This window comes from Aequorivita lipolytica, assembly GCF_007997135.1.
GTDB classification, from domain to species: Bacteria; Bacteroidota; Bacteroidia; order Flavobacteriales; family Flavobacteriaceae; genus Aequorivita; species Aequorivita lipolytica.
In genome coordinates, this window is record NZ_VORU01000002.1 from 289675 (window position 1) to 304843 (window position 15169).

General features: G+C 37.2%; 18 protein-coding genes. 16 read left to right on the forward strand and 2 right to left on the reverse strand.

Going from position 1 to position 15169, the window contains the following annotated elements:
- Window positions 1–115 precede the first annotated feature (115 nt).
- From porW to ESV24_RS03905, 16 genes are all read left to right on the forward strand, one after another.
- Window positions 116–2662, forward strand: coding sequence for a type IX secretion system periplasmic lipoprotein PorW/SprE (gene porW, locus ESV24_RS03830; RefSeq protein WP_111815341.1), 2547 nt, complete (start codon window positions 116–118; stop codon window positions 2660–2662).
- Between the two features lie 49 nt (window positions 2663–2711).
- Window positions 2712–3188 carry a bactofilin family protein gene (locus ESV24_RS03835; RefSeq protein ID WP_111815342.1) on the forward strand — a complete coding sequence of 159 codons (477 nt, stop codon included), beginning with the start codon at window positions 2712–2714 and terminating at the stop codon, window positions 3186–3188.
- A 16-nt stretch (window positions 3189–3204) separates the two neighbouring features.
- Window positions 3205–3417: an AtpZ/AtpI family protein gene (locus ESV24_RS15575; RefSeq protein WP_111815343.1), complete on the forward strand. Its 213-nt coding sequence runs from the start codon at window positions 3205–3207 to the stop codon at window positions 3415–3417.
- Window positions 3418–3813: a DUF6168 family protein gene (locus ESV24_RS03845; protein WP_111815344.1), complete on the forward strand. Its 396-nt coding sequence runs from the start codon at window positions 3418–3420 to the stop codon at window positions 3811–3813.
- Between the two features lie 92 nt (window positions 3814–3905).
- The gene (gene atpB / locus ESV24_RS03850; protein WP_111815345.1) at window positions 3906–5093 is read left to right on the forward strand and encodes a F0F1 ATP synthase subunit A; all 1188 of its coding nucleotides are present in this window, start codon (window positions 3906–3908) and stop codon (window positions 5091–5093) included.
- 47 nt (window positions 5094–5140) lie between these two features.
- Complete coding sequence (gene atpE / locus ESV24_RS03855) at window positions 5141–5341, forward strand: ATP synthase F0 subunit C (protein WP_111815511.1); 201 nt, start codon at window positions 5141–5143, stop codon at window positions 5339–5341.
- Between the two features lie 113 nt (window positions 5342–5454).
- Window positions 5455–5955, forward strand: a complete 501-nt coding sequence (locus ESV24_RS03860; protein WP_111815346.1) for a F0F1 ATP synthase subunit B — start codon at window positions 5455–5457, stop codon at window positions 5953–5955.
- Window positions 5956–5961: 6 nt separating this feature from the next.
- On the forward strand, window positions 5962–6498 hold the full coding sequence (gene atpH, locus ESV24_RS03865; RefSeq protein WP_111815347.1) for an ATP synthase F1 subunit delta: 537 nt from the start codon (window positions 5962–5964) through the stop codon (window positions 6496–6498).
- A gap of 102 nt (window positions 6499–6600) precedes the next feature.
- Window positions 6601–8181: a F0F1 ATP synthase subunit alpha gene (gene atpA / locus ESV24_RS03870; protein WP_111815348.1), complete on the forward strand. Its 1581-nt coding sequence runs from the start codon at window positions 6601–6603 to the stop codon at window positions 8179–8181.
- Window positions 8182–8251: 70 nt separating this feature from the next.
- Entirely contained in the window at window positions 8252–9127 is an 876-nt protein-coding gene (gene atpG / locus ESV24_RS03875; protein ID WP_111815349.1) for an ATP synthase F1 subunit gamma, read from the forward strand.
- A gap of 92 nt (window positions 9128–9219) precedes the next feature.
- On the forward strand, window positions 9220–9753 hold the full coding sequence (locus tag ESV24_RS03880) for a hypothetical protein (protein WP_111815350.1): 534 nt from the start codon (window positions 9220–9222) through the stop codon (window positions 9751–9753).
- A 101-nt stretch (window positions 9754–9854) separates the two neighbouring features.
- Window positions 9855–10367, forward strand: a complete 513-nt coding sequence (locus tag ESV24_RS03885) for a hypothetical protein (protein WP_146743141.1) — start codon at window positions 9855–9857, stop codon at window positions 10365–10367.
- 2 nt (window positions 10368–10369) lie between these two features.
- The gene (locus ESV24_RS03890; RefSeq protein ID WP_111815352.1) at window positions 10370–10768 is read left to right on the forward strand and encodes a cupin domain-containing protein; all 399 of its coding nucleotides are present in this window, start codon (window positions 10370–10372) and stop codon (window positions 10766–10768) included.
- Between the two features lie 3 nt (window positions 10769–10771).
- Window positions 10772–11728: a 2-hydroxyacid dehydrogenase gene (locus ESV24_RS03895; protein ID WP_111815353.1), complete on the forward strand. Its 957-nt coding sequence runs from the start codon at window positions 10772–10774 to the stop codon at window positions 11726–11728.
- The gene (locus ESV24_RS03900; RefSeq protein ID WP_111815354.1) at window positions 11718–12104 is read left to right on the forward strand and encodes a VOC family protein; all 387 of its coding nucleotides are present in this window, start codon (window positions 11718–11720) and stop codon (window positions 12102–12104) included. The genes ESV24_RS03895 and ESV24_RS03900 overlap by 11 nt, the downstream gene beginning before the upstream one ends.
- Window positions 12105–12148: 44 nt before the next feature.
- Window positions 12149–12502 (forward strand): TM2 domain-containing protein, encoded by a 354-nt coding sequence (locus tag ESV24_RS03905; protein ID WP_111815355.1) that lies wholly within the window; start codon window positions 12149–12151, stop codon window positions 12500–12502.
- 38 nt (window positions 12503–12540) lie between these two features.
- On the opposite strand, the gene ESV24_RS03910 is transcribed toward ESV24_RS03905, so the two are convergent.
- Window positions 12541–13290: a DUF5995 family protein gene (locus ESV24_RS03910; protein WP_111815356.1), complete on the reverse strand. Its 750-nt coding sequence runs from the start codon at window positions 13288–13290 to the stop codon at window positions 12541–12543.
- A 23-nt stretch (window positions 13291–13313) separates the two neighbouring features.
- Window positions 13314–15164 (reverse strand): GNAT family N-acyltransferase, encoded by a 1851-nt coding sequence (locus ESV24_RS03915; protein ID WP_111815357.1) that lies wholly within the window; start codon window positions 15162–15164, stop codon window positions 13314–13316.
- Between the last annotated feature and the right edge of the window lie 5 nt (window positions 15165–15169).

Below are 15169 nucleotides of genomic sequence, written 5' to 3' on the forward strand. Positions count from 1 at the left end.
TACAATATCATATAAACTGAAAGCATTTTGAAATGAGCCAGAACTTATCTTTTCATAAAATACAAAAATGTGGAACGGCGAATTCCATCTTTCAATAATAGAATATAAAATATAGATGAAAGGCACATATAAAATTACTTTATTTATTCTGGCTGTTGTTTTTATGGCAGCCTGTTCCCGTAAAAAAAACACCTTTTTAAACCGTAACGTTCACGCTCTTACCACGGAATATAACACGTTGTACAATGGCGATGTGGCTTTTACGGATGCCAAGGAACAACTGGCTTACGGATTTCGCGATAATTTTTGGGAAATACTTCCGGTAGAGCGCATTGATATTGAGGAAGCAGAAATAAAAGCTCCCGGAGCCAATAAAAGTGGCGGCGGAGGTTTTAATCGCGCCGAGGAAAAAGCCGCAAAGGCAATCCAGAAACATTCCATGTATATAGACGGGAAAGAATACAACCCACAAACTGACGAAGCTTATATGTTATTGGGGAAAGCACGCTATTATGACGGTCGCTTTATTCCTGCATTGGACGCGTTTAATTTTATTTTGGATCGATATCCAACCAGCAACAACATTAACGTTGCCAAGGTTTGGAAAGCAAAAACCAACATTCGTTTAAAAAATGAGGAATACGCAATAGAAACCCTCAAAAAAATGTTTGATCAAGCCGAACTTGAAGATGAAGAAATGGCTGAGGGAGCTGCTATGATGACACAGGCTTTTATCAATTTAGATTCTTTACAACCCGCACTTGAGTATATTAAAATTGCTACCGAAAACATAAAAGATAAAGAGCTGAAGGGTAGATACACATTTATAAAAGGGCAGCTTTACAACCGTTTGAATGAAAAGGACAGCGCCAACATCGCTTTTGATGAGGTGATTGAAATGAACCGCAAAACCTCCAGAGCCTATTTAATCAATGCGTATTTGGAAAAGGGAAAAAACTTTGATTATGAAAAGGGAGATCGCACAGCATTTTTGGAACTGTTGCAAGACCTAGAAAAAAATCGTGAAAACCGTCCGTTCTTAGATAAAATCTACAATCAATTTGGAGATTATTACTACAACAGCGATAGCACGGAAACTGCGGTTAAATACTATAATAAGTCTATTAAAGCTTTCAAGCAGGACAGAATATTGCAGTCCGTTAATTACCAAACACTAGCATTAATCAATTTTGACGCCGCAGAGTATAAAAATGCGGGCGCCTATTACGATAGCACGCTCACATTTCTTCAAGAAAACAGCCGCCAGTGGCGCCGGATGAAGAAAAAACGTGAAAATCTTGACGATGTTATAAAATACGAAGACATTGCAACAACAAACGACAGTATTCTAAAACTGACGAATATGAGCGAATCTGAACAGCTTGCATTTTTCACAGATTATACTTCGCGTTTGAAAGAGCAGGCAATAAAGGATTCCTTGGAAGCCATTAAAATTGAAGCTAAAATTGCAAACAAAGAATTTTATGAAAAAGGCAAAACTGCTTCAGGGCCAAATAAGGGAAGCACCTTCTATTTCTACAATACTTCTACCGTAGCTTATGGTAAAGGAGAATTCAGAAAAATTTGGGGAGACAGAAAGTTGGAAGACTACTGGAGACTTTCAAGTAAAAGAACTTCTTTAATTCAAGAGGATGATGAGGTTGTTGCTATTGCACCCATCGCAGAAAATGAACTTTACAAGCCGCAAACATATATTGCAAAGATTCCAACGGAGCAAAAAGTAATTGACAGTTTGGCGAAGGACAGAAACTTTGCCTATTACCAATTAGGGTTAATTTATAAAGAAAAATTCAAAGAATACAATCTTGCCATAAACAGACTTGAAAAACTACTCACCTACAATCCCGAAGAGCGATTGGTAGTTCCTGCAAAATACAATTTGGTTAAGATTTATGAAATCTTGGAAGATCCCTCGGCTGCAGATAGATACAAAAATGATGTATTGACCAATCACGCTGAGACACGTTACGCCGAAATACTCCGTAATCCAAATTCTCAATTGCCCACGGACGAATCCAGCCCAGAGTTTAAGTACAAACAACTATATAAAGAGTTTGAAGCTGCAAAATATGCGGATGTTATTGAAAAGTCTGACAATTTTATAATGGTCTATAATGGGAATGATATTGTTCCAAAATTTGAATTACTTAAAGCCACCGCCATCGGTCGCCAGCAAGGCTTTGAAGCATATAAAAAAGCGTTGAATTTCGTTTCCCTAAATTATCCCAGCAGCGAAGAAGGTAAGCAGGCGCAACTAATTTACAGCAATACATTACCGCTTCTTGCCGTAAAAGATTTTGTTCCAGAAGAAGAAACAAATAGTTGGAAACTTGTGTATAAATTCAGCAATGAAGAAGCAGAAGCAGCACAACAACTAAAAGAAAAACTTGATAAGGCTATTGAAGATTACCGCTATACAAATATGGTGACCTCTATTGATTTCTACGACCCACAGACCAAACTTGTAATTGTTCATGGATTGAATACTAAAATGGGAGCCATTGATTTTGGTGATATATTGAAAGAAAAGAAAGAATATAAAATAAAGCATCCTTTCTTCGAGATCGCAACACCAAATTATAAAATTGTTCAGATCCATAAAAACTTGGATGATTATTTAATGAAAGATATAATTAAGTAACAGCTCATAATAACCGAATAACAGAATAGTAACCTTTAAACCAACTGCTATGTTTTCAGACAAAAAAGAAAAGCGAATTGCAGCCGAACCAGGCTCTGCCCAAAATAGAATCAACGAAGGCACCAAGCTAAAAGGTGATGTTTCCTCAACTGGTTTTTTTAGGATTGATGGTACTGTTGAAGGCAATGTAAAAACACCATCCAAAGTAGTTTTGGGAAAAACAGGTGTTATAATAGGAACACTTACTTGTGAAAATGCAGATATTGAAGGCAGATTTGAAGGCAATCTTCAAGTTTCTGGAACGTTGTCTTTAAGATCCACAGCGATAATAGAAGGAGACGTTACTGTAGGTAAGTTGGCTGTTGAGCCAGGAGCTACTATGAATGCCTCTTGCGTTATGCAGGATGGAAAACCAAAAACCACAACTGCCGAAACTCAATCTACTTCAGATAATTCCAAAGTGCATCCTTTTGATCGACAGCAGCGGATTAAGAAAGCAGCCGTAGAACACCCAGAATCTGAATAACACTTCTTCTTTAGTTATGAATGACGAAAAAAAGAATGGAGGTAATAAGTGGGTTGCACTCTCGGGCATAGGCATACAAATGGGACTTATAATTTTTCTCGGAAACTTAATGGGAAAATGGTTAGATACCATCTTCAATAAATCTTTTTTAGAACCTACAATTACCATTCTAGCTATCTTTATTTCTATTTATAGCGTTATAAAGGGCGTAAATAAAATTAATAAGTAGATGCTTCAAAAAAAAATATTCCGCTACGCAATACTTTGTTGTTTAGTTTTAGTAATAGGTTATACCCTTCACAGCACTATCTTAAATTATTTTGAAATTACACACCCCTTTAAACTTTGGAAAATTTACCTATTTCAAGGCATCACTACCTTAATTCTTTGTGCTTCATTTGAAATAATTTCTCAAAAATCTCAAAAATATCGTGACCAATTGGGGTTTTTATATTTGGGCGCCATGGTTTTGAAAGTAATTTTATTTTCTGCGTTCTTTAGCAGTATACTTATTTCAAGCCTTGTGCTGTCTAAGTTAGACAGTCTTTCGTTGTTAATTCCAATCTTTATTTTTCTCTTTTTGGAAGTTGTAATTATCGTAAAAATTCTGAATAGAAATAACTAAAATATAAATATGCATTTGTTGTGGGTATTTTAGTTAGAAATTCATTATTTTTGCGCCCAAATTAAACGGGTATTATTTTTTCAAAAGAAACAATGAAAATATCATTTTATTCTATTAAATTTTTCGGACTCCTATTTAGTTTCTTATTGACGCTCAATGGTTTTGCTAACGAGGGCAGTGACAATGCTTCTCAGGGCGATGAGAGAATAAATACCGAAAACGAAATTAAAGAGTACATTCAACATCACATCAAAGACGCACATGATTTTCATTTGGTGTCTTATACAAATGACGCTGGCGAGCGTGTTCATGTTGGTTTTCCGCTTCCGGTTATTTTATATGGAAGAGATGGAATCACAACTTTTATGTCTTCTGAGTTTCATCACGATACGGAGGGAAAAGTTGTTGTAGAAAAGAATGGCAGTCGCTTTGTAAACTACCACAGTAAGATTTATGAACTGGAAAATGGCGCCTCTGAGGTGGCATTTGATGCAGATAAACACCCGGTAAATGCTTCAAGACCATTGGATCTTTCTATTTCAAAAAGTGTTTTTGGAATTTTAGTGATAGGACTTTTAATGCTATGGTGGTTCTCATCATTGGCAAGACAATATAAAAAAAGAAGTATCCCAAAAGGTTTTGGTCGTGTTTTGGAGCCACTAGTTATATATGTTAGAGACGAAATTGCAAAACCGAATATAGGCGAAAAAAAATATAGAAAATTTACAGGATATTTAATGACCGTGTTTTTCTTTATATGGTTCTTGAATATTTTGGGCTTAACTCCTCTTGGATTTAACGTAACTGGCCAGATAGCAGTTACAGCTGCTCTTGCTATTTTCACCCTTATTATTTATACCGTTAGCGGAAATAGGGATTATTGGATCCACATGATATGGATGCCCGGTGTACCAATTTTAATTCGTCCAGTTTTGGCTTTAATAGAGTTGCTTGGTGCGTTTGTAATTAAACCTTTCTCTTTGTTGGTTCGACTATTCGCAAACATTTCTGCAGGTCACATTATAGTAATGAGCCTTGTAGCAATTATGATAACCTTAAAGTCTGAAATGACAGTTTTTGGTTCAACAACTTTATCTTTTGTTTTAGCATTATTCATAACTGTAATAGAGCTTTTGGTAGCTTTCTTACAAGCATATATTTTCACAATGCTTTCAGCATTATTTATTGGAATGGCTGTAGCAGAGCACGATCATGAACACGATTCTGATGGCACACACGAGTTATCCGATGCTGAAGACGTTCGTGCAGATTTTATTTAAGTAGAATTTTTGTTTAATTATTTATATACATTTTTATTATGGAAGAAATGGTAACTTATGTTCCAAATTTAGTAGGTGCAGGTTTAATCGTAATCGGTGCAGGTATTGGTCTAGGTAAAATTGGTGGTGCTGCAATGGAAGGTATTGCTCGTCAACCAGAAGCTACTGGTAAGATCCAAACTGCGATGATTATCATTGCGGCGCTTTTAGAAGGTTTAGCTTTTGGTGCTCTTTTCTTAGGAAAGTAATCCAAAAAAACAGCCAAAATTCACTTTCCTGTAACGGTTGGTTGCAGGAAGTGAATTTTTTTTAAGAAAACGAATAATAAAAAAACTTTTCCCTCAGGGTAATATTCATAATTATGGATCAATTAATAAATGATTTTTCTCCAGGACTGTTTATAATGCAAACAGTCATTTTAATAGTGCTTATTTTCTTAATGGTAAAATTTGCATGGAAACCTATCTTGAATTCTTTGAATGAAAGAGAAGAAGGTATCCAAGGGGCATTGGATGCTGCAGAAAAGGCGAAACTTGAAATGCAAAACCTTCAGGCAGACAATGAAAAATTACTGCAGGAAGCCCGTGCAGAGCGCGAAGCAATGATGAAAGAAGCACGCGAGATAAAAACAAAAATGATTGCAGACGCCAAAGAAGAAGCAAAAGAGGAAGGAGACAAAATCGTCGCCAACGCGCAAGCTGCTATTGAAAGTGAAAAGAAGTCGGCAATTGCAGAATTGAAACAACAAGTAGCAAGCCTTTCTTTGGAAATTGCAGAGAAAGTAGTGAAACACGAACTTTCTGACAGCGATAAGCAAATGAAGCTCGTAAATGAAATGTTGGGAGACGCCAAACTAAACTAATTTTCGATGAGCAGAGCAGCGATACGATACGCAAAAGCAATTTTGCAGAAGGCAAACGAAGACAACACAGAAGCTGTTTTGTTTGGCGATATGCAATCTGTTTACAAAACTATTGAAGACAGCCGCGAATTGCAATCAGTGCTTCAAAGTCCGGTAATAAAAGCCAATGATAAAAAAGAGGCTTTGTTAAAGATTTTTAGTGAACAATCAAATACTACGCATTCGCTAATCAGAATTTTGGTAGCTAATAAACGTACTTCGTTGTTGGGAAATGTAGCAAAAAGCTATATCGATCTTTACAATGACGACCAAGGCGTAAAAGTAGCCACTGTAATTACGGCTGTACCACTTACTTCAGAATTAGAAGACAAAGTAATGGCCAAAGTAAAGGAATTGACAGGAAGCCAAAAAGTAACGCTTACCAACGAAGTTGACCCAGCAATAATTGGTGGTTTTATCCTTCGTTCTGGCGATATTCAATACAATGCGAGCATCGCGAACCAATTAGGAAATTTAAAAAGAGAATTCAGTAAATCAATATAGTCCTTCGCGTAAGCTACGGACTACAAATAATAAGTCAAGTTATAGTATGATGGGAAGTTTTGGATGAATTCTGAAATCTAACGTCTAAAATCTAAAATCAAAATGGCAGAAGTAAAACCAGCTGAAGTATCAGCAATATTAAAGCAACAACTTACAGGCTTTGAAGCAACTGCTTCCCTGGATGAAGTAGGAACTGTTTTAACCGTGGGTGACGGTATTGTTCGTGCATACGGACTTTCAAACGCCCAGTACGGCGAATTGGTAGCCTTCGATAGCGGTCTTGAAGGTATTGTATTGAACCTTGAGGAGGATAACGTAGGTATCGTGCTTTTAGGACCTTCAAAAGGTATTAAAGAAGGTTCAACCGTAAAACGCACCCAACGTATCGCTTCGCTTGAAGTAGGTGAAGGTATTGTTGGCCGTGTGGTAAACACATTGGGCCAGCCTATAGATGGTAAAGGTCCTATTACAGGTGAAACTTATGAAATGCCTTTGGAGCGTAAAGCACCCGGAGTTATTTATCGTCAGCCAGTAACCGAGCCACTTCAAACAGGTATTAAATCTATCGATGCAATGATTCCCGTGGGCCGTGGCCAACGTGAACTTGTAATTGGTGACCGTCAAACAGGTAAATCTACCGTTTGTATCGATACCATTTTGAATCAAAAAGAATTTTACGATGCGGGTGAGCCTGTATATTGTATCTATGTGGCGATTGGGCAAAAAGCTTCAACTGTTGCGAACATTGCTAACGTTTTGGAAGAAAAAGGTGCAATGGCCTATACAACCATTGTTGCTGCAAACGCCTCAGATCCTGCGCCTATGCAGGTTTACGCTCCGTTTGCTGGGGCAGCTATTGGTGAATTTTTCCGTGACACAGGTCGTCCGGCGTTAATTGTTTTTGATGATCTTTCTAAACAGGCGGTAGCATATCGTGAAATTTCGCTTCTTTTGCGTCGTCCACCAGGGCGTGAGGCATATCCTGGAGATGTATTTTATCTTCACTCCCGTTTATTGGAGCGTGCGGCAAAGATTATTGATGATGATGATATTGCAAGAGAAATGAACAATATTCCTGAATCTTTAAAAGGAATGGTAAAAGGAGGAGGTTCGTTAACTGCACTTCCTATTATTGAGACACAGGCGGGCGACGTTTCGGCTTATATTCCAACAAACGTAATTTCGATTACAGATGGTCAGATTTTCTTGGATGGAGATTTGTTCAACGCGGGTGTTCGTCCAGCAATTAACGTAGGTATTTCGGTATCGCGCGTGGGTGGAAACGCACAGATTAAATCGATGAAAAAAGTAGCAGGTACCTTGAAACTGGATCAAGCAGCTTTCCGTGAATTGGAAGCCTTTTCAAAATTCGGTTCAGATCTCGATGCTGCAACTTTGAATGTAATTGAAAAAGGAAGACGTAACGTAGAGATATTAAAACAATCTGAAAACGATCCGTACACGGTTGAAGATCAAATTGCAGTTATCTATGCAGGTTCTAAAAACCTAATGCGTAACGTTCCTGTAGATAAGATTAAGGAATTTGAAAGAGATTACCTAGAAATGCTAAACGTAAAGCACAGAGATACACTTAACGATTTGAAGGCAGGTAAACTTACCGATGACGCAATTGATGTGATGACGGCTGTGGCAGCAGATCTTTCAGCGAAATATAAAAAGTAGTTAGATTTTAGTATTGAGTATTGAGATGTATTCTCAATACTCAATACTCATTTCTCAATTCTAAAGAAGTATGGCCAATTTAAAGGAAATTAGAAACAGAATATCGTCCGTCAGTTCAACGATGCAGATTACCAGTGCCATGAAAATGGTTTCTGCTGCTAAGTTGAAAAAGGCGCAGGATGCCATTACCGCAATGCGTCCCTATTCTGAAAAACTTACCGAACTTTTACAAAATCTAAGTGCTACGCTGGATGAAGATGCTGGAAGTAAGTATTCTGAACAACGCGAAGCAAACAAAATTTTGGTGGTTGCCATTACCAGTAACCGTGGTTTGGCGGGAGCTTTCAATAGTAATATTATAAAACAAGCTCGCAATTTGGCTGCAAATACCTACGCAGGCAAACAGGTAGATTTTATGACCCTTGGGAAAAAGGGTAATGATATTCTGAAAAAGAGTGGAACTATTCTCGAAAATAACAATGCTATTTTTGATGATCTTTCTTTTGAAAATACTTCAGAAATCGCAGAAAAACTGATGCTTCTTTTTTCTGAAGGGAAATATGACAAAATTATTGTTGTTTATAACAATTTCAAAAACGCCGCTACGCAAGTAGTAATGACAGAGCAGTTTTTGCCAATTTTGCCTCCAAAATTAATTGATGGCCAAGAAGCAAAAACTACCGAGACATTCTACATTTTCGAACCTTCAAAAGAAGAAATTATTGAGGCGCTAATTCCGAAAAGCTTAAAGACACAATTATTTAAGGCACTCCGCGATAGTGTGGCAAGTGAACACGGCGCACGTATGACTGCGATGCATAAAGCAACAGATAATGCAACCGAGCTTCGCGATGATCTGAAATTAAAATACAACAAAGCGCGTCAAGCTTCAATTACCAATGAAATCCTTGAGATTGTTGGAGGTGCAGAAGCGTTGGCGGGATAACATTTATAGATTTTATTTTAAAAGCCTTTCGTTTTGCGGAAGGCTTTTTTTTTGGTTCAAAATTTATTTATCTTCATTGAAATTTTGAACAAATGAGAAACTTCTTCTTTATAATTGCTTTTATTCTTTCCTTTAGCGTTCTAGCCCAAAACCAGAAGGCGGAAATGATCCTTTCGGTGGTGCTCTCACCCTATCCAACAACCACCTACAATGAAGACGATTTTGGGGCTTTGGGACTTGCTAGTTTTGAATTTTTCGTTTCAAATAAAGTTTCCCTGTCTGGAAGCTTTTTCACTTCAAACAATACTTTAATAAAGAATAACAGCGGTGTTACAATTCATTCCTATGGTTTTGTTCCCTCCATACATTATTACTTTATAAATAAAGAAAAATTGAACGTTTTTGCCCAAGCCGGCTATGGTTTTGGATTTGAGGACCAAACGCAGGGTTGTATTGAAAACAGTGCATTAACGATTTACAACATTGGTCCCGGAGCGCATTACAGAATTGGCGATAAACTGTATTTAAAACTACTGTTGCCTTATTTCAATGCCAGAAATATTACCTTGAATGTTGATGCTGCAGATGGGATTGCGGTATTTTTGGGTCTCGGTTTTAAATTGTAATTATATTCAAACCTGACAGTGTCATTGCGAGGCACGAAGCAATCTAACCTGTCAGGTTTATTGTTCCATATTATTCGTAAATTTCGAGAATGATAAAAAAGATGAAAACAATAGCTATTATTTTGACATTGCCTATTCTGATTCTGAGTTTTTCCAATTGTGGCGGGGCTACAACGGTTGGCTCGAAAATGTCCTTTGAACAAAATCCACCATTTAAAATTGCCGAAGCATATTACCAAAACTGGGTTGCCGGTGTAAAGGAAGGTGGCTCTGGTACAAATGTGCACATTACATTCAGTGAAATTGACCCCAATGTTGTTATTCAGAATATTTATTTCAAAAAGCAAATTCTTGAAGCAAAAGGGAATGTAAACGAGCCGAAACAATTTGTTGGTTATCTCAAAAATGAGCAGCAACGCGACATAATCATGGATTCCGATCCAATAAAAGAAGCTCAAAACACGCCATCTAAAACATTCCCTTTTGAATTGGAAAATAATCAAGCAGTGGTGGAATATTGGTTCAGCGGGAAAAAGAATTATTATAAAATAATAAATCTTTCGCAAAAGGAAATGATTCCATATCCGCAGGCAAATCCAAATTCGCACGAATAGTTATGAAAACCATCAATCTCAAAAATAAGTTTTTAACTTTCAAAGAACAGTGGCATCCGCATCAAATTGCAGTTGTGGACAATATGCAAGTACTTTTGGCAAAGTTGAAAGATGAATTTGTTTGGCACAAACACGAGGAAGAAGACGAGCTGTTTTTTGTGCAAAAAGGTACTTTGGAAATGCATTTCCGCACTTCGCCCACCGAAGCCAATGGAGGAGGCGGGGATAAAGTTGAAATTGTAAAAGAAGGTGAAATAATTGTAGTTCCCAAAGGTGTAGAGCATTGTCCAAAAACCCAAAATGGAGAAGAAGTTCACGTGCTTCTTTTTGAAAAACTTTCCACAAAACATACTGGAAATGTAACATCGGAAAAGACCGTTGCCGAATATCTCAAAATCTAAAAAATGAAAATCCTTCACCTCGATAGCAACCATCCTTTATTGTTGAAAATGTTAGAGGAAGCTGGGTTTTCAAATAAAGAAAACTATAAATCTTCTAAATCTGAAGTGGAAGAAATCATTTCAACTTACGATGGTATTGTTATCCGAAGCCGTTTCAATATTGACAAACAATTTCTAGATGTTGCAAAAAACCTGAAATTCATAGCCCGTGTAGGCGCTGGTTTGGAAAGCATCGATACAGATTATGCTGAAAAACTTGAAATCAAATTAGTAGCTGCGCCCGAAGGCAATAGAAACGCCGTAGGTGAACATGCCTTGGGAATGCTTCTTTCGCTATTCAACAATTTAAATAAAGCCGACAGAGAGGTTAAAAGCGGCCTTTGGAATCGTGAGCCCAACCGCGGGATAGAACTAGACGGAAAAACCGTTGGAATAATCGGTTATGGTAATATGGGTAAAGCGTTCGCCAAAAAACTAAAAGGTTTTGATTGTGAAGTTATTTGTTATGACATAAAAGAAAATGTGGGTGATGAAAATGCCAAACAAGTTACTTTAAAAGAACTTCAGCAAAAAGTAGATGTTTTGAGCCTTCACACACCTTGGACCCCAAATACCGATAAAATGGTAAACGCTGAATTTATAGCTGGATTTTCAAAGCCATTTTGGCTAATTAATACTGCCCGCGGTAAAAGTGTGGTCACAGATGATTTAGTTTCTGCCTTAAAATCAGGCAAAATTTTGGGAGCTGGATTGGACGTTATGGAGTTTGAAAAACTTTCCTTTGAAACACTTTTTGATTCTGATAATCTTCCAAAATCCTTGAAGGAATTGTTTGCGATGAACAATGTGATTTTAAGTCCGCACATTGCTGGATGGACTTTGGAAAGCAAAGAAAAACTTGCAAAAGTGATTGCTGAAAAAATAATTAAAAATTTCAAAAATCAATACAATGAAAAATAGAGTAACAGGTATTGGTGGCATTTTCTTCAAAACAAAAGATCCCGGTAAAACTAGGGAATGGTACAAAAACCATTTGGGATTTAATACGGATGATTACGGGTGTACTTTCAATTGGCAGGACGAAAATGGCAAAAATTGTGCTACGCAATGGAGCCCGTTTAAATCTGATACCGAATATTTTTCACCGAGCGAAAAGGAATTCATGATTAACTATCGTGTTGAAAACCAAGAAGAATTAATGAAACTTTTAAAAGAAGAAGGTGTAACGATTGTAGGAGATATGGAGTCTTATGATTACGGAAAATTTGGCTGGATCCTCGACCCCGAAGGAAATAAAATTGAACTTTGGCAAGCGGTGGACAATTCATTCGTCTAAATTTTTATACATTTAATACAACTTAAAAACCAACATATTATACAATGGAAGAACAACAAAACTCAGGCTACGATAGCACAAAAAAAAATACGGATAATTCTTTTGAACAAGAGGCTAGAAATAGTGCCAATGAATTTAGAGAAGGTTGGAATCAAACAACCCACGGACAAGAAAATAAAAAAATTCTTGCTGGAATTTTAGCTATTGTCATCGGTTCTTTGGGAATTCATAAATTTATTCTTGGATATACTCAAGAAGGAATCATACAAATAGTTATAACGATTGTCACCTGCGGTATCGGTGGTATTATTCCGCTTATAGAAGGAATAATTTACCTCACAAAAAGCGATGAGGAATTCTACCAAACCTATCAAGTAGGAAAAAAAGGATGGTTCTAAAAACAAAAAGGCCTTTGAATTTTTTCAAAGGCTTTTTTTTAACTTTTAAGCACGGCAACTATTTGCGGCACATCTTTCTTTTCAAAGATATAAATTGTTTTCACCAAATATTTCAGCAGCCAACTTTTTTGGGTTATTAATTTTTCGGCAAGTATAGCTATAACAGCATCTCGGCTATTTAACTCGTTTACTTTATTGGGTGAAATATGATATTGATTTGCAAAGAGCCAAGCACCGTCCCTTGCAATATTTATACTGAAACTAACTAATTTGTCCTCGCGGCCCTTTCCAATTTTATCAAGTAATCCAAATAAGGGTGAAACTGAAATTATCTTAGCTTCCACATTTGCGATCATCGAACCCAAAATAGCATTGATTTTATTGAAATCGTTTTCAAAATCCATCAATTCGCCATCGTCTCCAACGGTTTCTGCAACGGCAATTCCTAAGTCTAGATTTATATGTGCGTTTATGCCTAAAAGCAGATGTTGCATAATCAACAACTTCCCAGTTTTTGCTGCTTCAAAAGCATTCTTCCAGCTTTTAGTAAATGGTTTATTAAATGCGGAACGGTCATAAGCATCAATATATCTGTTCGCGAAAATCACATCCAGTTTCTCCATTCGCTGGTTATTTTCAAACTCTTGATTTACAATACCTTCTTTGATGCGAATGGTAACTTTTCGGTAAAGAATAGGGAAATACGCCATACACGAATTGTTTGCGCATTCTGTTTCAACAATACTGTCCAATCGCGCTATAACTTCATCAATATTTGTAGCGGCCATAATGGAACAGTTTTTAAAATGAATTAATCTGGGTTCACTTTTTCATTTGGAGTGTCTAGATCGGCGTTTTCAACGTTCTTGTCTGAATACTTTTTCTCAAGCTCAGCCTGAAATTCTTCCATCACAGGTTTTACAGTGCTTTCGGGCAAATCTGCAATACGAATGTACATCAACCCATCCACGGCATTGTTGAAGAGCGGATCTACGTTGAAGGCTACAACCTTTGCGTTCTGTTTAATATATTTTTTGATGAGTACTGGCAAACGAAGACTGCCAGGCTCTACTTCGTCAATTATTTTGTCGAATTTGTTGAGGTCGGCCTCGCTTTCGTCAAAGATGAAATCTTTGTCAGCGTCTTTCAGTTTTACCTTGTATTCTTTTTTCGGGTTTATGTATTGCGCAACATACGGATCGTAATAGTTGGATTTCATAAACTCTATCATCAAACCTTTAGAGAATTCCGAAAATTTATTGCTGATACTCACCCCACCAATTAAATACCGATGCTCCGGGTAGCGAAGTGTTGTGTGTACAATTCCTTTCCAAAGCAAGAATAGAGGCATTGGTCGCAGTTGGTATTCTTTAATAATAAAAGCACGTCCCATCTCGATGGATTTGCTCATCATTTCGTAAAGTTCGGGCTCAAAACGGAAAAGGTCCTGCAAGTAAAAACCATCAATTCCAAAGCGCTGAAAAATTTCTGAACCAAGGCCCATTCTATAAGCGCCTGCCATTTTCTTTGCATCGTTGTCCCAAAGAAACATATGGTGATAATAGCTATCAAATTTATCGAGGTCGGTGCTGTTGTTGGTGCCTTCGCCCACTTCCCGGAAGGTAATTTCGCGAAGTCGCCCAATTTCCTGTAAAATGTATGGAATTGAATTTGCCTCGGCCAAAAACACCTCGTAATTTTTACTTATAAGAAGTCGCTTATCGTTTTCGCGAAGCTTTTCAATTTCCGCTTCCATTGCTTTCAACGGTATAGGCCCAGCAATTTTCTTTGGTGGCTTTGGAAATTTTAATGTTTTTGGAATGCTATCCAATAATTTTTTCTTCTGAAAAGCATTGGAAAGCATATACGTTTTCTTCCGAAGAAATTCCGTAAACATAGCTAATGACTCGTGCTCCTTTTGGTCTTCTACCGAAATAGGATTTCCTATTCTCACTTTTATAAGGCGTTCTTTTTGTGTAAGTAATTCTGAAGGCAGTTTTGCAGTTCGGAGCTTGTCACTCATCTTCGCCAAGCGGTAAAACAACTTGCTGTTTTTTGCGTGAAAATATATTGGAACTATGGGCACTTCAGCCTTTTTCACCAATTTCATCGCTGCTTCTTCCCAAGGTTTGTCAACCAAAAGTTTTCCGTCTCTGTAAGTGGAAACCTCTCCCGCGGGGAAAATACCCAAAGGATGATCTTCCTGCAAATGCTTTAGCGAAGATTTAAAACCGCTTATGCTTGATTTTACGTCTTTCCTATCCTCGAAAGGATTTACGGGCATCACGTAAGGTTTCAGGGGTTCAATTCGGTGCAAAAGGAAATTGGCAACAATTTTGAAATCTGGGCGATGCTCCAACAATAATTTCAGTAATAAAATACCGTCAATTCCACCAAGCGGATGGTTTGAAATAGTTATGAAAGCACCTGTTTTAGGGATACGACGTAAATCTTCTTCGGGAATTTCAAATTTTATTTCAAAATCTTCAATAAGGGCATTTATAAATTCTAAATCATGCAGATGCTTGTTTTTGTTGTAGATTTTGTTGAGAGTAGTAATGTTCAAAATTTTCATTAACGACCAGCCCATGAAAGTACCAAGAAAGCCGAATTTATCGACGTTTATTGCTTTTGCAACTTCCTTTGCATTGACTAATCCCATGAAAT

What these genes read in the sequence shown, in the direction of transcription:
- porW (WP_111815341.1), top strand. Translation starts at nt 116, where the DNA reads ATGAAAGGCACATATAAAATTACTTTATTTATTCTGGCTGTTGTTTTT.
- atpB (WP_111815345.1), top strand. Translation starts at nt 3,906, where the DNA reads ATGAAAATATCATTTTATTCTATTAAATTTTTCGGACTCCTATTTAGT.
- ESV24_RS03900 (WP_111815354.1), top strand. Translation starts at nt 11,718, where the DNA reads ATGAAAAATAGAGTAACAGGTATTGGTGGCATTTTCTTCAAAACAAAA.
- ESV24_RS03860 (WP_111815346.1), top strand. Translation starts at nt 5,455, where the DNA reads ATGGATCAATTAATAAATGATTTTTCTCCAGGACTGTTTATAATGCAA.
- atpG (WP_111815349.1), top strand. Translation starts at nt 8,252, where the DNA reads ATGGCCAATTTAAAGGAAATTAGAAACAGAATATCGTCCGTCAGTTCA.
- ESV24_RS03835 (WP_111815342.1), top strand. Translation starts at nt 2,712, where the DNA reads ATGTTTTCAGACAAAAAAGAAAAGCGAATTGCAGCCGAACCAGGCTCT.
- ESV24_RS15575 (WP_111815343.1), top strand. Translation starts at nt 3,205, where the DNA reads ATGAATGACGAAAAAAAGAATGGAGGTAATAAGTGGGTTGCACTCTCG.
- ESV24_RS03890 (WP_111815352.1), top strand. Translation starts at nt 10,370, where the DNA reads ATGAAAACCATCAATCTCAAAAATAAGTTTTTAACTTTCAAAGAACAG.
- atpH (WP_111815347.1), top strand. Translation starts at nt 5,962, where the DNA reads ATGAGCAGAGCAGCGATACGATACGCAAAAGCAATTTTGCAGAAGGCA.
- ESV24_RS03885 (WP_146743141.1), top strand. Translation starts at nt 9,855, where the DNA reads ATGAAAACAATAGCTATTATTTTGACATTGCCTATTCTGATTCTGAGT.
- ESV24_RS03845 (WP_111815344.1), top strand. Translation starts at nt 3,418, where the DNA reads ATGCTTCAAAAAAAAATATTCCGCTACGCAATACTTTGTTGTTTAGTT.
- atpE (WP_111815511.1), top strand. Translation starts at nt 5,141, where the DNA reads ATGGTAACTTATGTTCCAAATTTAGTAGGTGCAGGTTTAATCGTAATC.
- ESV24_RS03895 (WP_111815353.1), top strand. Translation starts at nt 10,772, where the DNA reads ATGAAAATCCTTCACCTCGATAGCAACCATCCTTTATTGTTGAAAATG.
- ESV24_RS03880 (WP_111815350.1), top strand. Translation starts at nt 9,220, where the DNA reads ATGAGAAACTTCTTCTTTATAATTGCTTTTATTCTTTCCTTTAGCGTT.
- ESV24_RS03905 (WP_111815355.1), top strand. Translation starts at nt 12,149, where the DNA reads ATGGAAGAACAACAAAACTCAGGCTACGATAGCACAAAAAAAAATACG.
- ESV24_RS03915 (WP_111815357.1), bottom strand. Translation starts at nt 15,164, where the DNA reads ATGGGATTAGTCAATGCAAAGGAAGTTGCAAAAGCAATAAACGTCGAT.
- atpA (WP_111815348.1), top strand. Translation starts at nt 6,601, where the DNA reads ATGGCAGAAGTAAAACCAGCTGAAGTATCAGCAATATTAAAGCAACAA.
- ESV24_RS03910 (WP_111815356.1), bottom strand. Translation starts at nt 13,290, where the DNA reads ATGGCCGCTACAAATATTGATGAAGTTATAGCGCGATTGGACAGTATT.